General features: G+C 72.9%; 20 protein-coding genes and 1 pseudogene. 14 read left to right on the plus strand and 7 right to left on the minus strand.

Features of this window, described 5'->3' with window-relative positions:
• The first annotated feature begins 99 nt into the window (after positions 1–99).
• The 6 genes from AC3EUV_RS24505 (at position 100) to AC3EUV_RS24530 (ending at position 6,261) form a co-directional block, all read left to right on the plus strand.
• On the plus strand, positions 100–552 hold the full coding sequence (locus AC3EUV_RS24505; protein ID WP_432143262.1) for a DUF6643 family protein: 453 nt from the start codon (positions 100–102) through the stop codon (positions 550–552).
• Positions 553–599: 47 nt separating this feature from the next.
• Complete coding sequence (locus AC3EUV_RS24510; protein WP_435603912.1) at positions 600–1,424, plus strand: MOSC domain-containing protein; 825 nt, start codon at positions 600–602, stop codon at positions 1,422–1,424.
• Positions 1,425–1,554: 130 nt separating this feature from the next.
• The gene (locus tag AC3EUV_RS24515; protein WP_435603913.1) at positions 1,555–2,445 is read left to right on the plus strand and encodes an MEDS domain-containing protein; all 891 of its coding nucleotides are present in this window, start codon (positions 1,555–1,557) and stop codon (positions 2,443–2,445) included.
• Complete coding sequence (locus AC3EUV_RS24520; RefSeq protein WP_432143259.1) at positions 2,439–2,885, plus strand: ATP-binding protein; 447 nt, start codon at positions 2,439–2,441, stop codon at positions 2,883–2,885. The genes AC3EUV_RS24515 and AC3EUV_RS24520 overlap by 7 nt, the downstream gene beginning before the upstream one ends.
• Positions 2,886–3,060: 175 nt before the next feature.
• Entirely contained in the window at positions 3,061–3,654 is a 594-nt protein-coding gene (locus tag AC3EUV_RS24525; protein ID WP_435603914.1) for an Rv1733c family protein, read from the plus strand.
• 168 nt (positions 3,655–3,822) lie between these two features.
• On the plus strand, positions 3,823–6,261 hold the full coding sequence (locus AC3EUV_RS24530) for a right-handed parallel beta-helix repeat-containing protein (protein WP_432143257.1): 2,439 nt from the start codon (positions 3,823–3,825) through the stop codon (positions 6,259–6,261).
• Here AC3EUV_RS24530 and AC3EUV_RS24535 read toward each other — a convergent pair.
• Positions 6,231–8,645, minus strand: a complete 2,415-nt coding sequence (locus tag AC3EUV_RS24535; RefSeq protein ID WP_435603915.1) for a hypothetical protein — start codon at positions 8,643–8,645, stop codon at positions 6,231–6,233. The two genes, AC3EUV_RS24530 and AC3EUV_RS24535, sit on opposite strands and share 31 nt — an antisense overlap.
• A 414-nt stretch (positions 8,646–9,059) precedes the next feature.
• Between AC3EUV_RS24535 and AC3EUV_RS24540 the strand changes: the two genes are divergently transcribed.
• Together AC3EUV_RS24540 and AC3EUV_RS24545 are read left to right on the plus strand one after the other, a co-directional pair.
• The gene (locus tag AC3EUV_RS24540) at positions 9,060–9,905 is read left to right on the plus strand and encodes a DeoR/GlpR family DNA-binding transcription regulator (protein ID WP_432143255.1); all 846 of its coding nucleotides are present in this window, start codon (positions 9,060–9,062) and stop codon (positions 9,903–9,905) included.
• A 63-nt stretch (positions 9,906–9,968) separates the two neighbouring features.
• On the plus strand, positions 9,969–10,442 hold the full coding sequence (locus tag AC3EUV_RS24545) for an SRPBCC family protein (protein WP_432143254.1): 474 nt from the start codon (positions 9,969–9,971) through the stop codon (positions 10,440–10,442).
• Positions 10,443–10,509: 67 nt separating this feature from the next.
• Here the strand turns inward: AC3EUV_RS24545 and AC3EUV_RS24550 are convergent, their stop codons facing one another.
• On the minus strand, positions 10,510–11,667 hold the full coding sequence (locus AC3EUV_RS24550; RefSeq protein ID WP_432143253.1) for a PLP-dependent cysteine synthase family protein: 1,158 nt from the start codon (positions 11,665–11,667) through the stop codon (positions 10,510–10,512).
• A 240-nt stretch (positions 11,668–11,907) separates the two neighbouring features.
• Between AC3EUV_RS24550 and AC3EUV_RS24555 the strand changes: the two genes are divergently transcribed.
• Positions 11,908–12,195, plus strand: coding sequence for a hypothetical protein (locus tag AC3EUV_RS24555; protein WP_387247854.1), 288 nt, complete (start codon positions 11,908–11,910; stop codon positions 12,193–12,195).
• 175 nt (positions 12,196–12,370) lie between these two features.
• Complete coding sequence (locus AC3EUV_RS24560) at positions 12,371–12,877, plus strand: ATP-binding protein (protein ID WP_432143252.1); 507 nt, start codon at positions 12,371–12,373, stop codon at positions 12,875–12,877.
• 24 nt (positions 12,878–12,901) lie between these two features.
• Here AC3EUV_RS24560 and AC3EUV_RS24565 read toward each other — a convergent pair.
• From AC3EUV_RS24565 to AC3EUV_RS24580, 4 genes and pseudogenes are all read right to left on the minus strand, one after another.
• Positions 12,902–13,111, minus strand: a pseudogene (locus AC3EUV_RS24565) (SHOCT domain-containing protein); the annotation flags it as partial.
• A 27-nt stretch (positions 13,112–13,138) separates the two neighbouring features.
• The gene (locus tag AC3EUV_RS24570; protein WP_435603916.1) at positions 13,139–14,410 is read right to left on the minus strand and encodes a multidrug effflux MFS transporter; all 1,272 of its coding nucleotides are present in this window, start codon (positions 14,408–14,410) and stop codon (positions 13,139–13,141) included.
• A 3-nt stretch (positions 14,411–14,413) separates the two neighbouring features.
• Positions 14,414–15,058: an NAD(P)-dependent oxidoreductase gene (locus tag AC3EUV_RS24575; protein WP_201883201.1), complete on the minus strand. Its 645-nt coding sequence runs from the start codon at positions 15,056–15,058 to the stop codon at positions 14,414–14,416.
• Between the two features lie 23 nt (positions 15,059–15,081).
• Entirely contained in the window at positions 15,082–15,834 is a 753-nt protein-coding gene (locus AC3EUV_RS24580; RefSeq protein WP_432143250.1) for an MBL fold metallo-hydrolase, read from the minus strand.
• Between the two features lie 82 nt (positions 15,835–15,916).
• On the opposite strand from AC3EUV_RS24580, the gene AC3EUV_RS24585 reads away from it, so the two are divergent.
• Entirely contained in the window at positions 15,917–16,546 is a 630-nt protein-coding gene (locus AC3EUV_RS24585; protein WP_201883198.1) for a winged helix-turn-helix transcriptional regulator, read from the plus strand.
• Between the two features lie 35 nt (positions 16,547–16,581).
• On the opposite strand, the gene AC3EUV_RS24590 is transcribed toward AC3EUV_RS24585, so the two are convergent.
• A complete protein-coding gene (locus AC3EUV_RS24590) occupies positions 16,582–16,716 on the minus strand; it encodes a hypothetical protein (protein ID WP_432143249.1) in 135 nt (44 codons plus the stop codon).
• A 254-nt stretch (positions 16,717–16,970) separates the two neighbouring features.
• Here AC3EUV_RS24590 and AC3EUV_RS24595 point away from each other — a divergent pair, with 254 nt between their 5' ends.
• The 3 genes from AC3EUV_RS24595 to AC3EUV_RS24605 are packed head-to-tail and all read left to right on the plus strand — an operon-like array spanning position 16,971 to position 19,144.
• Positions 16,971–17,573 carry a TetR/AcrR family transcriptional regulator gene (locus AC3EUV_RS24595; protein WP_435603917.1) on the plus strand — a complete coding sequence of 201 codons (603 nt, stop codon included), beginning with the start codon at positions 16,971–16,973 and terminating at the stop codon, positions 17,571–17,573.
• A 30-nt stretch (positions 17,574–17,603) separates the two neighbouring features.
• Entirely contained in the window at positions 17,604–18,188 is a 585-nt protein-coding gene (locus tag AC3EUV_RS24600; RefSeq protein ID WP_432143247.1) for a DUF4865 family protein, read from the plus strand.
• Positions 18,185–19,144 (plus strand): phosphotriesterase family protein, encoded by a 960-nt coding sequence (locus AC3EUV_RS24605; protein ID WP_435603918.1) that lies wholly within the window; start codon positions 18,185–18,187, stop codon positions 19,142–19,144. The genes AC3EUV_RS24600 and AC3EUV_RS24605 overlap by 4 nt, the downstream gene beginning before the upstream one ends.
• The last annotated feature ends 27 nt before the right edge of the window (positions 19,145–19,171 follow it).

Here is a 19,171-nt window from a genome sequence, read left to right on the forward strand (position 1 = left end):
AGTTCGCTCACATTGGTGCTCCATGGCCACTCCGAACACGTGAAACAACCCGCCTTCCAGACTCCCCAATCGGCACATCGTGGGCTTAACTTATGAGGCATGACCTCCCCCCGCTCTACCTACGGCGGCGGCTACTACGCTTCGCCCTCCTTCCCGGACACTCCGATCTACGACAGCCTCGTCGCAGAGCGCGGCACGCCGCAGATCGCCCCGATCCGGGTGAACCCCTCCCCTTATGAGACGGGTTCGTCCTATTTGCCGGCCCTGCCCTCGGCACTGCCGGCGCTCCCGGCCGCGCCCTCCCACCCCTCGCCCGCGCAGGGTTACCCGGGAGCGGCCGCCCAGCCGGTCGCCCCGCTCCAGCAGGCGCCCGCGCCGTACATCCCGCAGCAGGCGGGTTCCCGCGGCTATCAGTCCCCGCAACAGCAGCAGCCCCATCGCCCGCCCATGGGCACCGGGTATGAGGCGATGCGCCCGGCCGCACCGGTCGCGCCGCGCCCCGCCTCGCCCTACGACGATCCGTACGGCCGCCAGTACCCGCGCGGGTACTGACCTGGGCAATCGGTCAACTGTCCGAGGCGGCTGGCAGGATGGCAGACATGCCGAAGCCTGCGCTCCAGTCGATCCACCTCTACCCGGTCAAATCCATTGCGGGGTCCGGTCCCGGCGAGGCGGTCGTGGAGCCGTGGGGGCTCGCCGGGGACCGACGCTGGCTGCTGGTGGACGCCGAGGGCAGGCAGCTCACCCAACGGCAGCAGCCGACGCTGGCGTTGGCGCGCGCCGAGGTGCTGCCGGGCGGAGCCCTCGGGCTCAGCGCGCCCGGGAGGGAGCCGCTGACGGTCGCGGCGCCCGGGTCCGGGGAGACGGTTCCGGTCGAGGTCTGGAAGGACGAGGTCGAGGCGGTGCCCGCGGGCCCGGAGGCGGCCGAGTGGTTCCGCGGGTATCTGGGCGTCGAGTGCCGGCTGGTGTATCTCGACGCCCCGGAGAAGCGCCGGCCCGTCGACCCGGCGTACTCCGCGCCCGGCGACACGGTCAGCTTCGCCGACGGCTTCCCGCTGCTGCTGACCACGACCTCGTCGCTGGACGCCCTCAATTCGCTCATCGCGCAGGGCGACCACGCCGACGAGGGGCCGCTGCCCATGAACCGTTTCCGGCCCAATGTGGTGGTGGACGGCACCGCGCCCTGGGCGGAGGACGACTGGCGCCGGATCCGTATCGGCGAGGTGGACTTCGAGGTGGCCAAGCCCAGCGCACGCTGCGTGGTCACGACAACCGACCAGCGCACCGCCGAGCGCGGCAAGGAACCGCTGCGGACGCTCGCCCACCATCGCCGCTTCGGTGACCGGTTGGTCTTCGGCCAGAATCTGATACCCCGTGGGACCGGCACGATCCACATCGGCGACCCGTTCGAGATACTCGGCTGACGGGCCGGCGCGCGCCCCGCGCCGTGGGGGTTCCGACCGCCGTAGGAGCCGCCGCCCGGTGACCACCTGTCCACGGTGTGCGCCCGGCGGCGCCGACGGAGGGGCCGGCGGACGACGGAGAGCTGGGCCGATGACTGCGAGGGACACCGGATGCGACCGTCTGCGTCCCGTCCAGCAGCTGCGGCCCGGGGACCACGCCTTTGTGAGTTACGGCGATGACGAGGTGCGCTGGGAGGTCGTCACGGCGTTCGTACGGCTCGGGCTGGCGCGCGGCGAGAAGGTGCTGGTCCTGCCCTCCCCCGGGGTACCGGAGGACGAGGTACTGGCCCGGATCGACTTCCCCAGCCGCAGCACGGTCCGGGCGCGCGGGCGCGGCCAGTTGGTGGTGAGCAGCATGCGCGAGGTGATCGGGCCGGACCGGGAGTTCACCGCCGCACGCCAGATGAGCCGGCTGCACGCGGAGACCGACCGGGCGACGGCCGAGGGCCACACGGGCCTGCGGGCCTTCATCGACATGGGCTGGGTGCGCGTGCTCGGCGCGGACGTGGCGGTGATGGCGGCCCGCGAGACCGGCGCGCAGGCGCTTTTCAGCGGCCGCCCGTACACCGAGATCTGTGCCTACGACCGCCGCGGTTTCGACCGCGGCGTGCTCACCGCCATGGAACGGGCCCATCCCTGCGCGCTCCTGGAACGGCTGGGCGGTCTGCGGTCGACCCGCGGACCGGACGGCGCGCTGTGCTTCATCGGCGAGGCGGACGCCGCCCATCGGCCCGCGGTCGGCAGCGCGCTGGAGCTCGCGCTGGCACAGACCGCGCCGGCCCGGCGGCTCACCGTCGATCTGACCCGGCTGCACTTCCTGTCGGTCGGCTGCGCGGTCGGCCTGCTCCTGCTGGCCCGGGACGCCGCGGGCCATGAACGGATCGAGGTGCGCTGCGACCGCGGGCAGCTTCGGCTGCTGCGCCGGCTGGGCGCCGGGACGGTGTCACGGCTGGTCCTGACGGAGGTGGTGCGCGCGTGGTGAGCTCCGGTCCGGCCGAAGAGGTGCCGGCGGGGGAGTCCGGCCACCGGCTGCTGGAGCGGCGTTTCACCGCCCGGCTGCTGCCGCAACTACGGCTGCTGGTCGAGGAGTGCGCTGCCCGGGAGGGCCTGGGTGAGCCGCGGCGCGGCGAGTTCGTGCTGGCGGTGGACGAGATCGCGGGCAACGCCGTGGAGCATGCGGGCGGCTCGGGGCGGCTGGTGCTGCGTCGGGTGGGCGAGGAACTGGAGTGCCGGATCAGCGATGCGGGGCCCGGGTTCAGCGAGGAGGTGATCCCCGAGCTGCTGCCCGGACTGGACGGCGCGCCAAAGGGGCGCGGGCTGTGGCTGGCGCGCCTGGTGGCGGACCGGTTCGCGGTGACCGGCGGGGCGCCGGGGACGAGCCCGCCGGGCGCCGTGGTGACGGTAGCCGTACGGCTGCGCTGACCAGCCAGGAAGCCGGGCCCGGCGGGCCCGGGCCGAGGGCGGCCGGGGCCCCGTTCCGTACGTCCGGATGTTGCTTTTTGTACCCGGTGATGTTGCTCTCTCTTCGCAGAACTCTCGCGTGGACCACCCCTGATGCGGTATTCACGGACACGGAGAGGGGGCAACGATGCGAGCGATGAGAGGTGTGTGGCGCTGGCGGCACAATCCGCTGCGGCGCCGGACCGATCGGATCGAGGCCTGGGTGGCGCTCGTCGCGGCCCTCCTGATCGCCTTCGGGGCGAGCTCCGCGGGCTGGCTCACCGGGCGGGCCGCGCAGGGCGCACTGCTGGAGACCGTACGGCTACAGCACCAGCAGCGGCATCTGGTGTGGGTCACGGTCGACCGGCTGCTCTCCCGGGCCCCGCTCGACCCCGACCCGGAGACCTCCTCGCAGCGTGATGCGCACCGCCGGGTCCTCGCCCGCTGGACGGCCCGGGACGGCAGCGCGCATATCGGGCAGCTCGCCGCGCCCCGTCCGGTGGAGACCGGCGAGCGGTTCCGGATCTGGACGGACGACCGGGGCCGGGTGATGCCGCGGCCGATGGACGCGAGTACGGCCGCCACCCATGCGGTGCTGGCCGGGCTGGGCACCACGGCCGGGGTCGGCATGATGATCGAGGGTGCCCGGCGGATGGTCGTCTGGCAGCTGATGGTGCGTCGTTTCCGCCGCTGGGACCAGGAGTGGAAGCGGGCCGGCCAGGACTGGGGCCGGGCCGACGCGGGCAGTTGAGCGGCTGCCTTCCGAGGCGGGCCGACCCTGTCAACTGCCGCCCGCCGGGCGCGCTACGGTGGTGGCGCCAGCCTCTCGGCTGGGGCCTCGCAGACCGGAATACGGACATCCGCGGACGGATGGTGCCGGGCCGACAACAGCCGCACGAAGTGGGGGCACGACAGCGCCATGGCACAGGGCTCGGTCCAGGTGACGCACTCCGGAACGTCCCGTTGGCGACGCCGTACAGGGGAGTACAGCTCGCTCGCCGCCGCCCTGGAGGCCGCCGGGGACGGTGATGTGCTGACCGTCCCGGCCGGTACCTACCGCGAGAATCTGGTGCTGGCGCGCGCGGTGACCCTGCGCGGCCCGGACGGCGCGCGCGGTTCGGTGCGGATCGCCCCGTCCGACGGGGTGGCGCTGACCGTACGCGCCTCGGCCACCGTCCACGATCTGCATCTGGAGGCGACGGATTCGGCGGCGCCCGCGCTGCTGGTGGAGGACGGTGCGCCGGAGCTGGCCGGGCTGCGGGTGGTGACCCGGTCCGCGTCCGGCATCGAGGTCCGCGGCGGTGCCCGCCCCACGGTGCGCCGCTGCACGGTCGACAACGCGGGCGGAGTGGGCATCAGCGTCCTGGACGGCGCCGGCGGGGTCTTCGAGGAGTGCGAGGTGATGGCCGCCGGACAGGCCGGCGTGGCGGTGCGCGGCGGGGCCCACCCCCGGCTGGAGAACTGCCGGATCCACCACGCCTCGGGCGCCGGGCTGTCGCTGCACGGCGAGGGCAGCGCGGTCGAGGCGGTGGGCTGCGAGCTGTACGAGATCAAGGGCGCGGGCATCCAGGTCGCGTCGCGGGCCACCGGGCACTTCACCGACTGCACGGTCCACCGCACCGCCGCCGACGGCGTCACCCTGGACACCGACGCGGTGCTCACCCTCGCCGACTGCGATATCCACGACATCCCGGAGAACGCCGTCGATCTGCGGTCCCGTTCGGTGCTGACCCTGACCCGCAGCACGGTGCGGCACTTCGGACGCAACGGGCTGTCCGTCTGGGACCCGGGGACCCGGGTGGACGCCAACCAGTGCGAGATCCACGACAGTACGGGCGACTACCCGGCGGTGTGGGTGAGCGACGGCGCCACCGCCGTACTGGACGCGACCCGGGTACACGACGTCCCGGACGCGCTGTTCGTCCTGGACCGGGGCTCCCGCGCCGATGTCGTCGACTGCGATATCGCGCAGGTCCGCAACACCGCGGTGTCGGTGAGCGACGGGGCGACCGTGCAGCTGGACGACTGCCGGATCCGGGAGGCCGCGACGGGTGCCTGGTTCCGTGACCACGGCAGCGGCGGCACGCTCGCCAACTGCACCATCGACGGTGCGCAGACCGGCGTGATCGTCACCAAGGGCGCGGACCCCACCATCGAGGGCTGCACGGTCAGTTCACCGGCCGAGGCCGGCTTCTATGTCTCCGCCGAGGGCCGCGGCACCTTCCAGGGCTGCCGGGTCACCGGGAGTTCGGGCTTCGGCTTCCATGTGATCGACGGCTGCCGTACGACGCTGACCCGGTGCCGTACGGAGCGGTGCGCCCGCGGCGGCTACGAGTTCGCCGAGGGCGGGGCCGGCCAGGGCGACGGGCCGACGGTCCAGGACTGCACCAGCGACGAGAGCCGCGCCGTACCGGCACCGGCCGACGGGGCGACGGCACCCGCCGTACAGCAGATGACGCAGACGGCCGGGCTGCTGGGCAACGTCCCGGCGCAGGGCCCGCCGCCGGCCGCGCCCGCGCCGGTGCCCGCGGAGCCGGCCGTCAGCAGCCGGCCCTCCGACGAGGTGCTGGGCGAGCTGGACACCCTCGTGGGGCTGGAGAGCGTCAAGCGTGAGGTGCGCAGCCTGATCAACATGATCGAGGTGGGGCGCCGGCGGCAGGAGGCGGGGCTCAAGGCCGCGTCGGTGCGCCGCCATCTGGTCTTCACCGGCTCCCCCGGCACCGGCAAGACGACCGTGGCCCGGCTGTACGGCGAAATCCTGGCGTCCCTGGGGGTGTTGGAGCGCGGGCATCTGGTCGAGGTGTCCCGGGTGGACCTGGTGGGCGAGCACATCGGCTCGACGGCGATCCGTACCCAGGAGGCGTTCGACCGGGCGCGTGGCGGGGTGCTGTTCATCGACGAGGCGTACGCCCTCTCCCCCGAGGACTCCGGACGGGACTTCGGCAAGGAGGCCATCGACACCCTCGTGAAGCTGATGGAGGACCACCGGGAGGCGGTGGTGGTGATCGTGGCGGGCTACACCGCCGAGATGGAGCGCTTCCTTGCGGTCAACCCCGGTGTGGCGTCCCGATTCTCACGGACCATCACCTTTGGTGACTACGCGCCCGAGGAGCTGCTGCGGATCGTCGAGCAGCAGGGCGAGGAGCATGAGTACCACCTCGCCGAGGGGGCCGGCGAGGCGCTGCTGAAGTACTTCACCGCGCTCCCCAAGGGCCCCTCCTTCGGCAACGGCCGTACCGCACGGCAGACGTTCGAGGCGATGGTCGAGCGGCACGCGGGCCGGGTGGCGCAGCTGACCGACCCGAGCACCGACGACCTGACCCTGCTCTACCCGGACGACCTGCCCGAACTCCCCTGATCCGGGCGCCCCTCGGTGCTCGCGTCAGCGGGCCGCTGACCCGGCAGGTCCGGGCTGAGCCGGGCGATCAGCTCGGCGCGGACCGTCACGAAGACCGGGTCGGCCTGATAGTCACCGTGGCCCAGGATCTGGGCGGGCAGCGGGTTCTGTAGCGTGCGGCCGAAGGAGAGCGGGTCGCGCAGCGGCCCCTGGTCGATCCGCCGGCCGCCCTCGCAGGTGAGCCGGATCGGGCCGCCGATGGGGTCGGTGAAACGCCACAGATTGCGCCAGTCGTCCATCTCGCGGTGCAGCCCGGTCAGCGCGGGCGGCCCGAAGAAGGCCGGGAACCAGCGCCCGTAGAGACGCTCCAGGGGACTGCCGTACGTCAGCAGGGCGACGCGGCTGCGGGTGACCAGGTCCAGCTGCCAGACCGCGGCGGCGGCCAGCACACTGCCCTGGGAGTGCCCGGAGAGCACCAGCCGGCCGTCGAACCGCTCGGTCCACGTGGCCATCCGCCAGGTGAGGTCGGGGACGGCGCGCTCGGCGTAGCAGGGCGGTGCGAAGGGGTGGGCGGCGCGCGGCCAGAACGTGCCGACGTCCCAGAGGATGCCGATGGTGCGGCGGGCGGAGTGGTCACGGTAGGCGCGCCGGCCCATGGTGATCAGCAGTATGACGCCGGCGCCCATCAGCCAGGACCCCAGGGACTCCGCGGTCTCGGCGGCGGCGTGCACGACGGGCGGCGCGCCTTCGGTGGCGCGGCCGGGCGCCCGGCCGGTGAGCCACGCGCCGATCACCGCGCCGGCCCCGAGGACGAGGGTGACGGCGGAGGTGGCGGCGATCAGGACGGGCGCGGAGTCGGTGAGTCCGGCGCCGGCGATGGTCGCGGCGATGCGCTTGGTGCGGCCCGCGTCGGGCTGCTCGCGCGGGTCGTAGAGCCCGGGGACGTCCTTGGCCACCCGGTTGCGGACGATCACCACGCGGACGGCGGCGAGCACCGCGACCGCGGCGACGACCACCAGCAGCGCGGGAATGACCGAGGCCTGCCAGGACAGCAGCACCGGTGGCCCGGGGATGGGGGCGTGCGCCTGACCGGGGGTCGCGCCGCCGTCCAGCCAGTCCGCGAAGCGCTGGGCGACGCCCCCGGACAGCACCCCGCCGACCGCACACGCCAGCAGCGCGACGGCGGGCCCGCCCATGCCGCGCAGCGCGGTGCGGGCGTCGTCGCGGGCCGCGCGCTGGAGTACCCAGGCGGTCACCGCCAGCGCCAGGACCAGCACCCCCTGGAAGACGGCGATCCCGCCGAAGGCGTCGGCGCCGGGCAGCGGGCCGTGGCTGCGCGCACCGGGGCGGGCCCAGCCGATGTGCAGCATGGTCAGCGCCAGCACCGCCAGGGAGGCGAACGGCAGTGCCCGGACGACCAGGTGGTCCGAGGCGACGTCCGGTGCGTCCTCGCTGCGGGCGGTGCGCCAGACCACGATCAGGGTGGCCGCGGCGAGCACGATGACCAGGGCGGTCAGTGCCCGGCCGGTGACCGCGAGGACGGGGTGGCCGCCGTCCCCGTCGGCCTTCGCGGCGGCGGCGAGCAGCACCGCGGCCACGGTCAGCACCCCGGCCGTGGTGTGCGCCGCACGCAGCCTGGCGACCAGCCGGCGGCCGTACCAGAAGCCCTCACGGCTGAGCGCGGTGCGCTCGGCGACCGGGGTGTCGCGGGAGGTGCCGGGCAGCCGCGGCGGCGGTGAGGCGGATTCGTAGGCGCTCCAGGTGCGCCGGGAGAGCCCCCACAGGAAGCCGATGACGAGCAGCGGCACCATGGACGCGAGCGCGAGACGGCGGCCCGGGGCGCTCCACCAGCCGGAGTTGTCGGGGCTGAGGAAGCCCATCCAGGATTTGCCGGCGGCGCAGACGGTGGTGCCGGCGCACTGCCAGGCGGTGAGGTCGAGGGCCACCTCACAGGCCGCGGCGGCGAGCAGGACCGTGAGGGTGAGGGCGAGGATCCGGACGAGCAGGTCGTAGATCCGCTGGGCCGGATGCTCGGACGGGGCGGCCGGGCGCATCCAGTGGGCGAGGTTGGCGACCATGAACGGCACCAGGATCAGCCACAGGGCGCGGGCGCCGTTGCCCGAGGTGAGGTTGGACCAGCAGTACGCCTCGCGGACCGGCTCGCCCCGGTAGCCGTCGGGGCGTTGCTCGGCGTCCGCGTCGTCGGTGCGGCGGTAGCAGGCGGCGGTGTCGTCGCCGGTGATCAGCTGGACGCGTGGGTCACCGAGCATCTCCTGGGCGGTGGTGCCGCCGACACCGTGCACCAGCAGCTCCAGGGAGAGCTGCGGTGCGCTGCGCGGTGGCCCATCTGCTGCGGTGTCACGGTCCGTTGAGCGGGCGTGCGGTGTCGGATCCGCGGTCTCCACTGAATTCCCCCGTAGTCCGTGCGGCGCCATGCGGTGCGACGCCCCCAGGATTGTCTCTTCCCTTCGCGGGGACATCCAGCACCGTGGGGGGTGGGGTTCTTGGGGGCGGCTTCGCGGCTTCGCGCGTCCCCCCACCCCCGAACCCACCCCCGCCCCCTCCCCCGAAGGGGGAGAGGGGGAGGGGGCGGGGGAGCAACCGCCGGGGCAACCAGCGGCAGCCACGCCCTCCCCCGAAGCCCCACCTGGCACGCGCCGCAATGCCGCCCCAGCACCCCACCGCCCCCACCCGTCTCCCCCGACCACGCCGTCACTGTCAGTGCCTCGTGCGAGGATGTGGGCAATCAGTGATCGCAGGCGGGAAAGCCAGCGCGTACGACCCGACACAGCGAGCCGGGGCGGAAGGGACGGGCCGGGGTGAGCGACAACCAGAATCTCCTCGCGGAGCAGCGGCGTGCCCTGATTCTCGACGAGGTCAGACGGCGGGGCGGGGTGCGGGTCAATGAGCTGACCCGCAAGCTGAACGTGTCGGACATGACGGTCCGTCGCGATCTGGATGCGCTGGCCCGCCAGGGCCTGGTGGAGAAGGTGCACGGCGGCGCGGTGCCGGTCAGCGAGCCGAGTGCGCATGAGCCCGGTTTCGAGGCGAAGTCGGCGCTGGAGCTGAGCGCCAAGGAGGACATCGCGAAGGCGGCGGCCGAGATGGCGGCGCCGGGCAGCGCGATCGCGCTGGCGGGCGGCACGACCGCGTTCGCGCTGGCCCAGCAGCTGCTGGAGGTGCCGGATCTGACGGTGGTGACGAATTCGGTGCGGGTGGCCGATGTGTTCTACACCGCGCAGCGGGCGGCGGCCAGCGGCGGCACGGGACCACGCGCGGGGGCCGCGACGGTGGTCCTGACGGGCGGGGTGCGTACGCCGTCGGACACCCTGGTGGGCCCGGTGGCGGACGCCGCGATCCGGTCGCTGCACTTCGATGTGCTCTTCCTCGGGGTGCACGGCATATCGGTCGAGGCGGGTCTGTCGACGCCGAATCTGGCGGAGGCGGAGACCAACCGGCATTTCGTGCGGTCCGCGCGGCGGGTGGTGGTGGTCGCCGACCACACCAAGTGGGGCACGGTCGGCCTGAGTTCGTTCGCGACGCTGGACGAGGTGGATGTGCTGGTGACGGATGCCGGGATTCCCGCGCAGACGCGTGCGGAGTTCGCGGAGCTGCCGCCGGAGCTGGTGGTGGCGGGCGAGCAGCCGGACGACGCAGACATCTGACGGGTCGCCAGCTATGGTGAGCCGCGCAGGATCACCGACCGTCCCGTAGGGGGTGCTCGTCCCATGGCACGCCGACTCCGCCCCGTAGAGCTCGACTTCGTCGAGTCCGCCCCGTTGCGGCTGGTGTTCGCCGCGGAGGTCGGTGCGCCGCCGAAGGCGGTGTACGCGGCGCTGGCGGACGATGTGGCCGGCTGGTCGTGCTGGTTCACCGGCGTGGCGCGCTCGGCGGCGACGCGGGGCGGCGCGGGCCGGGAGGTGCGGCTGACCGGTGGCACCCGCTTCACCGAGACGGTCCTGGCAGCCGAGCCCGACGCGCACTACGCCTACCGGGTCGACACCACCAACGCCCCTGGTCTGCGGGCCCTGTTGGAGGACTGGCGGCTGACGCCGGCGGGCGGCGGCACCCGGCTGCGGTGGACGTTCGCGGCGGACGGCCCGGCGCCGTTCCGCTCGCTGCTGACGCTGGCCAGGCCCGGCCTGGGCCACGCCTTCCGGCAGTCGGCGCGAGCCCTGGACCGCAGGCTGACCCGGTCCTGAGCCCTGCCTCCGCGGCCCGCCCGGCGGCTCACCCGGCCCTGACTGCCTCCGAATCCCGCCCGGCGGGTCAGGCGGGCCAGGAGCCGGTGGCCAGGAACTCGTCGATGGTGCGCGCGTAGGGCGTGATGTCCAGGCCCTGGGCGGCCAGCCAGGCGTCGGAGTAGTACTTGTCGAGGTAGCGGTCACCGGGGTCGCACAGCAGGGTGACCACGGATCCCGTACGGCCCACGGCGACCATCTCGGCGACGATCTTCAGGGCGCTCCACAGCCCGGTGCCGGTCGACCCGCCCGCCTTGCGGCCTATCGCGGTCTCCAGGGCGCGTACGGCCGCGACGCTGGCCGCGTCCGGGACCTTCATCATCCGGTCGATGGCGCCGGGCACGAAGCTCGGCTCCATCCGGGGCCGCCCGATGCCCTCGATACGCGAGGCGGTGGCGCAGTCGGTCTTGGCGTCGCCGGTGCGCCAGCCGTCGAAGAAGCAGGAGTTCTCCGGGTCGGGGACGCAGATGCGGGTGTCGTACTGCATGTAGTGGACATAGCGGGCGATGGTCGCGGAGGTGCCGCCGGTACCCGCGGTGGCCACGATCCAGGCGGGCTCGGGATAGCGCTCCAGCCGCAGCTGCTGGTAGATCGACTCGGCGATGTTGTTGTTGCCGCGCCAGTCGGTGGCCCGTTCCGCGTAGGTGAACTGGTCCATGTAGTGGCCGCCGGATTCGGCGGCGAGCCGGGCGGAGACCTCGTAGACGGTCCGCGGGTCCTGCACCAGATGGCAGGTGCCGCCGTGGAACTCGATCAGCCGGGCCTTCTCGCGGCTGGTGGTGGCCGGCATCACCGCGATGAACGGCACCCCGATGAGGGAGGCGAAATACGCCTCGGAGACGGCCGTGGAGCCACTGGAGGACTCGATGACGGGCTTGCCGGGGCGGATCCAGCCGTTGCACAGCCCGTAGAGGAACAGCGAGCGGGCCAGCCGGTGCTTGAGGCTGCCGGTGGGGTGCGTCGACTCGTCCTTGAGGTAGAGGTCGATGCCCCACCGCTCGGGCAGCGGGAAGCGCAGCAGGTGGGTGTCGGCGGTGCGGTTGGCATCCGCCTGGACCTTGCGCACGGCTTCTTTGAGCCAGCTTCGGTAGTCCTGATCCGTGCGGTCGACGTCGACGGTCGGTATCGGGGCTTCGGCCGCGGCCTGGTGGTCAGGCCGGCTCTGCGGCTGCTGTGCAGTGCTCACGGCGCGCTCCTCCGGGGGTGTGAAGGCCCGTGGAAATCCGCGGGCCGCTTCCGACTATAACCACCCGCCGCACCCTTCTCACCTGCATAAACATCACTTTGAGATACCCCAAGGAGGCCAGGGGACAGGGCTGTTGTGCGCACCGCGGGCCGGTGCCACTGGTGCGCCGGGCGCGGTACCGGCAGACTTCCCCCAAGGGGCGGTGGAGGGCAGCTGCCCGTCTACCGAGGAGGTGCCGGCATGGCGGAGCCTGAGTTCAACGCGACCGGCGTACGGATCGAGCGATGGCTGCGGTCCCTGACCCGCGCCGGCCAGGTCGTCATCAGCGACGGCAGGCTGGCGCTGCTGACCAGCTACGGCACCGAGATCGACAGTGCCCCGCTCCAGGCCGTACAGGCCCATAAACCGCTGTTCGCGGCGCGGGACCGGGCGCTTGCCACGCTCAACGGGCACCGCTATTCGCTCACGCTCGGCACCCCGGAACTCTTCTTCAAGGCCCTGGAGGCGGCCCGCCCGCCGCGCCGCTGACGGTCTGCTCCGGCCGTGGAGGTGCGGTTGCGGGAGCGCTGCGGCTGCCTGACCCTGGACTCGTATCACTGAGGGTTCACCAGCGGTGACGCTGTGGTGCAGTCGGCATCGCTGGATCCGATCTTCGCCCCTGCCCGGTACGAGGGGCGCCCGGCCTCATCAGGGAGTCGCGGTCGTGATCAGGCAGCCCAGCAGGCACTGCACGGTGGAGCTCCAAGCCGTTCCGGCTCGCATCGGACATGTGCGCAGAATCGTCTCCGCCCAGCTGCGGTACTGGCGTCTCGACGCCCTGATAGACCCGGCGGCGCTCGGGGTGACCGAACTCCTCGCCAATGTGCACCGGCACGCCCGTCCCAGCAAGCAATGCACCGTGGAACTGTGCGTTCTTCTGGATCAGTTGACGGTGTCGGTACACGACGAGGACCCCCGGCTGCCCCGTATCCGGGTCGCCGAAAGCTGGGAGACCTGCGGCCGCGGCCTGGCGCTGATCGCGGCGCTCAGCGAGAGCTGGGGGGTGCGCCCGGACGGCAGCGGCAAGGTCGTGTGGTTCACCCTTCCGGCCCTGACCACGCCGCCCGAAGAGGCCCGTACGGTCTGCGGATACGGGGAGTCCGTGCAGCTGGAGGACGCCCGTACGGTGACCGGCTCGCACGCCCGCAGTCGGGGCACCAGGGTCGGCTGACGGGCCGTCCCCGTCAGCCGGCGGTCATGCCGCGCCCCCCTTGGGGCCCGCGCCGAAGTGTTCCTCCAGGACGGAGAGCCGGCGCCAGTACTCCTCCTCGTCGATCTCGCCCGCGGCGAAGCGACGGCCGAGGACCGCGACGGGTGAGGGCGTCTCGGCACGGGCGGGGTACTGCGGTCCGCGGAACGGCCGTCCGGGCCCGCCATGGCGCCAGACGGTGCGGCGCAGCAGTGAGCCTTGCGCTACGAAGGATGAAACGGCTCACTGGATGCCGGCTCGTCTGCGATCGATGTGCCGGCGCGGTTGCCGGTGCCCGGCAGGTCCTTGGCGAGCCGGCCTGCGAGTGCGCTCACCGGGCATCGACCGGGTGAGGACGCCGAGTGTGAGCAGAGCGAGCGCCGGCAGCACGGCGACGATGATTCCCATCGGCAAGGCGTCGGTGGCGCCACCCGCGCCGGCCAGCGGAGCAAGTGCCCCGCCGAACATGAACTGGCTGAAGCCGAGCAGAGCGGCGGCCGACCCGGCGTGTCCGGCGTGGTCGGCCAGGGCCTGGGCCGCGGCGTTCGGCATGACCAGGCCCACGCTGGAGACCAGGACGAACAGGCCGGTCAGGAGCACGGGCAGGGGTGCCCGTGTCAGCACCGCGCCCAGGACCGTGGTGCCACCGGCTGTCGCGCCCAGCAGACCGGCGAGCAGCAGCACGCGGGCGCCGGCCCGGGCCACCAGCCGGCCGCTGATCTGGGCGGCCGCAATGAGTCCGGCGGCGTTGACGGCGAACACGGCGCTGTACTGCTGCGGTGACAGGCCGTGGATTTCCTGCAGGACGAACGGCGAGCCGGAGATGTAGGCGAACATCGCCGCGAAGACCAGGCCGTTGGCCAGGACGTACCCGGTGAAGACCCGGTCGCTGAGCAGCTGCCCGACGACAGCCAGCAGCGGCTGGCGTGACGCGGAGGGCCGGGTCTCCGGCAGTCCTGCGGCGGAGGCCGCCAGCATCACGGCGCCGAGTACGGCCAGGGCCACGAAGATTCCAGGCCAGGCCGTGACGCGCAGTAGCTGGCCGCCGAGGACCGGCGCGAACACCGGCGCCAGGCCGGTGATCAAGGTCAGTGCGGAGAAGAGACGTGCGGTGCGGGTTCCGGAGGTGCGGTCGCGGACCATGGCGTTGGCGTTGGCGATGACGATGCCGAACGCCCCGCCGATGCCCTGGACCAGGCGTAGGCCGACGAAGGTCCGGACGTCGGGCGCCACCGCGCAGAGCGCGCTGGCGATCGTGTAGAGGGCGAGGCCCGCCAGCAACGGGCGCCGCCGGCCGTAGGTGTCGCTCAGCGGCCCGGCGATCAGCTGCCCGATGGCCAGCCCGGCCAGACAGGCGGTGATGGTGAGCTGGGTGGCCGCGGCGCTGGCGCGCAGGTCGCCGGCGAGGTCCGGCAGTCCGGGCAGGTAGCCGTCGATGGACAGTGGTCCCAGGGCCACGAGCGCTGCGAGCAGGACGATGAATCGGGTTTGCCGGCCGGCGGCGTCGTTGCTCATGGCTCAGTACGCCACGGTGATGCGGCGGCGGATCGCGGTGCCGCTCTCGATCGTGTCGGCCAAGGCGATCGCGTAGTCGGCGTACGAGATGCGGCTGTTGCCGTCGTCGTCGGTGAGCAGGGTGTCCCCGGCGCTGCGGTAGGCCCCGGTCCGCTCGCCCGCTCCGATGACCGCGGCGGGCGACACGTACGTCCAGTCGAGATCGTGCACGCCGCGATAGAGGTCGAGCGCTTCGGACTGGGCCTGGGCGTTGGCCTTCCACAGCGCGGGGAAGTCCGGGTCGTCCATGACCCGGGCGCCGGTCGGCGTGCGCAGGCTACCGGCACCGCCGATGGTGACCAGGCGGGTGACGCCGGCTCGGCGGAGTCCGTCGATCAGCGCACGGGCGGCGCCGACGATCGTGGCGCGGTCGCTTTCCTGGCCGATCCGGGGGCCGACGGCCGAGAGCACGGCGTCGTGGGAGGCGGCGAGGCCGGCGACCGCCGCGGGGTCGGTGACGTCACCGGTGGTCACGGTCAGGGCCTTGTGCTCGAGGCCGTCGACGTGGCCGGCTCGGGTGACCGCGGTGACGGTGTGGCCGCGCCGCAGCAATTCCTCGGTGGTGGGCCGACCGATGTTGCCGCTGGCACCGAACAGGACGATCTTCATGTGTTGCTCCTTGTTTCTGATGGTCAGAGGACGGGCTGGCCGTCGGCGATGATGGCCGCGGTGATGCCCCGCTCGTCGGCGGCGTGCTGGAAGCGCTGCTCGATATCGGGTTGTTCGGTGTAGAACGGCGGGTTGTGGAACAGGCCGTAGTGCATGGCGCAGACGGTGCCGGCGCCGAGTGCGACGGCGGCCTCGACGCCCTGCTCGGGGGTCATGGTCGCCGGGACGTTGGCCGCGTAGCCCTCGAAGTGGGCGATGACGCCGTTGACCGGGACGAACGCGACGTCGAACGGGCCGTGGTCGCGGGCGATCTGCCACCAGCTGCCGTGCCACTGGGTGTCGCCGCAGTGGATGACCCGCCGGCCGGCGCCTTCGACGACCCAGGCGACCTGGTCACAGTCGTTGCCGCGCCAGTCCAGCGAGGTCACCGGGGTGACGGTCAGCTTTCCGATGCGCCGCGACTGGCCCAGGTCCTGGGCAACGGGGGTGATGCCCGCCTCGCGCAGCCCGGCCGCGCTCGGGGTGTGGCAGCCGATCGTGCCGGTGGCCGCGATCCGGGCGATCAGGTCGTGGTCGTAGTGGTCGGGGTGCAGGTGGGTGATGAGGGCGTGGGTGCCGGGCGGGGTATCGACCGGGTCGACCGGCCGGTGCGGCTGCCCCATCACCGGCGCCAGCGGAGCGACGTTCTCGAGCGGGTCGATCAGCAGGCGGGTGTCGCCGAGACGGATCTCGACGCCGGCCCAGGCCAGCCGACGCACGGAAAGGGTGGTGGTCATGGGCAGCGACGCTAGACCGACGTTGTTGAGAAAGTCAACAAGAGAGTTTTGAATCTCAACGTCACAAATGTAGGGTGGGGGCATGCGCACCTACGGGCAGTACTGCGGCATCGCGAAAGCACTGGACACCATCGGCGACCGATGGACCCTGCTGATCGTCCGCGAACTGCTCGCCCTCGGTCCTTGCCGGCACACCGACCTGCGCAACGGGCTGCCCGGGATCGCCAGCAACCTGCTGGTCGACCGGCTCCGCGAACTCGAGGAAGCCGGCCTGATCCACCGCGAGGCCGCCCCGCCGCCGGTGGCCACCACCCTGTTCTCCCTCACCGAGCGTGGCCGCGCGCTGGAGCCGGTGCTGCAGGAACTGAGCCGATGGGGAATTCCGCTGTTGCGTGAGCCGGCCGGCAGCGACACCTTCCGCACCCACTGGCTGGACATGCCCGCCCGGGCACTGACCGACCACCGCCCCGACCAGCCGGCAATCGCCCTGCAACTGCACGCCGACGGCAACGAAGACCTGGTCATCGAAGTCAAGGACGGCTCGGTGCACACACACGCCGGCCGGGTCGACCACCCCACCGCGTCCCTGACCGGACCGCCGCACCTGCTGGCCGCGACCCTGCTCGGCGACCTCGACCTGAGCGCCGCAGTACAGCAAGGCCTGCGGCTCAGCGGCGAACACGAGGCAGTACTGCGCATCCTGCCCCGCTGAACGACCGGCCGCTCGCGAGACTGCGACCTCAAGCTCTACCGAGTCTGCGCCGGTCTCAAAAGCGGTCCATTTGTCACCACGCCGGCGATGACCAGCACCCAGACGACGGGGACGAACAGGACCCAGGGGCCGGGGCCACCCCCGGACCAGGGGTCGGCGAGTTCGAACATCGCAATCAGCTCCTTGAAGGGGAAGGTGTCGGCCGGGGCCTTCGGTCCCGGCCGGACCGGGCATGTCCGGCCTCCTTCGAGACTCGCCCTTCGGGGGCCGCCGGTCGTCGTACGGCCAGCGGCTCCGTCCCGTACGACGCGGGAAGTACGCGGGGCGCCGACGGCTGCTCCCCGCCGCCCGGAGGCCCCCGCGCCCCCGTTCCCCCCTCCCCCATCCTTGATCACTGTAACTACTAGTATGTACAGTGCCGTGCATGAGCACTCAGGAACCGCTCGGCACACAGGAGCGACTCGTCCGGAGCACCCAGGAGTTGCTGTGGGAGCGGGGCTATGTCGGCACCAGCCCCAAGGCGATCCTGGAGCGCTCGGGCGTCGGCCAGGGCAGCATGTACCACCACTTCACGGGCAAGTCCGAGCTCGCCCTGACGGCGATCCGGCGCACCGCGGAGGAGCTGAAGCAGGGCGCCGAGTCGTGCCTGGGCGGTCCCGGTACGGCGTACGACCGGGTCGCGGCGTATCTGCTGCGTGAGCGGCGGGTGCTGCGCGGCTGCCCGATCGGCCGGATGACACAGGACCGCGATGTGGTGCACAGCCCGGAGCTGCGGCAGCCGCTGGACGAGCTGTTCGGCTGGCTCCAGGGCCGGATCGCCGAGGTGCTCGCCGAAGGGCAGAGCCGTGGGGAGCTGTCCGCCGGGCTGGATCCGGCGGCCGGCGCCGCGGCCGTCGCGGCCGTCGTCCAGGGCGGCTATGTCCTGGCCCGCGCGGCCGACGACCCCGCGCCCTTCGACGCCGCCGTGCGGGGCGTGCTGGCGCTGCTCGCCGCACAGTGCACGCCCGGCACCCGCACCACCGGCTGAGCCCCTCCCCGCACCCGTACGGAGCCCGTCATGCACGCCATGCAGTACGCGATCACCCTGCCCGCCGACTACGACATGCAGATCATCCGGGACCGCGTCCGGACCAGGGGCCACCTCCTGGACGACTTCCCCGGGCTCGGCCTGAAGGCGTACGGGATCCGGGAGCGCGGGGTCGACGGCGCGCCGGTCAACCAGTACGCGCCGTTCTATCTCTGGGCCGACCCGGAGGCCATGAACCGCTTCCTCCTCGGCGACGGATTCCGCGGTGTGGTCCGCGACTTCGGCCGGCCGGCCGTCCAGCACTGGCAGGGGCTGTTCCACCGCCCCGGCCCGGCCGCCGGTGCGCTCCCCCGCGCCTTCACCCGGCGGACCGTGCCGCTCGCCGGGGACGCCGACGCCGCCACCGTCATCACGCAAGAGGTCGCCGGACACGAGGAGTTGGCCACTACGGACGGGGTGCACACCACCGCGCTGGCCCTCGACCCGCGGCGCTGGGAACTGGTCCACTTCACCCTCTGGACGGACGGCGCCCCGCGGTCCGCGGGCGACCGCTATCAGGTACTGCACCTGTCCGCCCCGGGCACCGGCCTGCTGGGCGAGGGACGACAGTGGTGAACCGGGCCGCCGCGGAAGCCCCCGCCTCCCCCGCCGTCCGTACGGTCCTCGGCGATATCGCGCCCGCCGACCTCGGCGTCTGCGACGCCCACGACCATCTCTTCCTGCGCAGTCCCCAACTCCCGGGCCAGGAGCTGGACGACGCCGAGGCGACGGCCGCCGAGCTGAGCGCCTTCCGCGCGGCCGGGGGCGGGGCGGTGATCCAGTGGACGCCGTACGGCATGGGCCGCCGCGCCGCCGAACTGCCGCGGCTGGCACGGGAGTCGGGCGTACGGATCGTCGCCGCCACCGGGCTGCACCAGGCGGCGCACTACTCCCCCGAGCTGCTGGCGCGGGTCGGTGCGGACCTGGCCGGGCTGTTCGTCGGCGAGCTGACCGAAGGGATCGGCGGCACCGGCCCCCGGGCCGGGATGATCAAGGTCGCCGGCGGCTTCCACGGGCTGGACCGGCACGCCCGGCACACCATGACGGCCGCCGCCGAGGCCCAGCGGGCGACCGGCGCCGCCCTCGGCGTCCACCTGGAGCTGGGCACCGGGGCGCTGGACGTACTCGACCTGCTCTGCGGCACGTTGGCGGTCCCGCCGGACCGGGTGATCCTCGGTCATCTCAACCGCTCGCCGGACCTCGTCGTGCACCGGGCGGCCGCCGAGGCCGGGGCGTATCTGGCCTTCGACGGCCCCTCACGGGCCCATCACGCGACCGACTGGCGGCTCCCCGAGGCACTGGCCGCGCTGGCCGACGCGGGCTTCGCCGACCGGATCCTGCTGGGCGGCGACACCACCACGGCCGGCGCCAGATCGGTCAACGGCGGCCCCGGCATGCCGTATCTGCTGCGCCGCCACCGGGAGCGGCTGGCACGCGCGCTGGGCGCGGACCTGGTGACCCGGTTCCTGACGGCCAACCCGGCGCGCGCATTCGCCGCCGACTGGGCGCGGGCGCCACACGGGAGCGGGTGAACGGAGCCGAGAGTTCGGGCGGCGCGC

This window comes from Streptomyces sp. bgisy130, from assembly GCF_057708345.1.

Bases quoted from the DNA above. Each gene is read 5' to 3' on its own strand.
- AC3EUV_RS24515 (WP_435603913.1), top strand. From the start codon at position 1,555: ATGACTGCGAGGGACACCGGATGCGACCGTCTGCGTCCCGTCCAGCAG.
- AC3EUV_RS24510 (WP_435603912.1), top strand. From the start codon at position 600: ATGCCGAAGCCTGCGCTCCAGTCGATCCACCTCTACCCGGTCAAATCC.
- AC3EUV_RS24525 (WP_435603914.1), top strand. From the start codon at position 3,061: ATGAGAGGTGTGTGGCGCTGGCGGCACAATCCGCTGCGGCGCCGGACC.
- AC3EUV_RS24570 (WP_435603916.1), bottom strand. From the start codon at position 14,410: ATGAGCAACGACGCCGCCGGCCGGCAAACCCGATTCATCGTCCTGCTC.
- AC3EUV_RS24585 (WP_201883198.1), top strand. From the start codon at position 15,917: ATGCGCACCTACGGGCAGTACTGCGGCATCGCGAAAGCACTGGACACC.
- AC3EUV_RS24600 (WP_432143247.1), top strand. From the start codon at position 17,604: ATGCACGCCATGCAGTACGCGATCACCCTGCCCGCCGACTACGACATG.
- AC3EUV_RS24590 (WP_432143249.1), bottom strand. From the start codon at position 16,716: ATGTTCGAACTCGCCGACCCCTGGTCCGGGGGTGGCCCCGGCCCCTGG.
- AC3EUV_RS24595 (WP_435603917.1), top strand. From the start codon at position 16,971: ATGAGCACTCAGGAACCGCTCGGCACACAGGAGCGACTCGTCCGGAGC.
- AC3EUV_RS24505 (WP_432143262.1), top strand. From the start codon at position 100: ATGACCTCCCCCCGCTCTACCTACGGCGGCGGCTACTACGCTTCGCCC.
- AC3EUV_RS24530 (WP_432143257.1), top strand. From the start codon at position 3,823: ATGGCACAGGGCTCGGTCCAGGTGACGCACTCCGGAACGTCCCGTTGG.
- AC3EUV_RS24555 (WP_387247854.1), top strand. From the start codon at position 11,908: ATGGCGGAGCCTGAGTTCAACGCGACCGGCGTACGGATCGAGCGATGG.
- AC3EUV_RS24545 (WP_432143254.1), top strand. From the start codon at position 9,969: ATGGCACGCCGACTCCGCCCCGTAGAGCTCGACTTCGTCGAGTCCGCC.
- AC3EUV_RS24580 (WP_432143250.1), bottom strand. From the start codon at position 15,834: ATGACCACCACCCTTTCCGTGCGTCGGCTGGCCTGGGCCGGCGTCGAG.
- AC3EUV_RS24575 (WP_201883201.1), bottom strand. From the start codon at position 15,058: ATGAAGATCGTCCTGTTCGGTGCCAGCGGCAACATCGGTCGGCCCACC.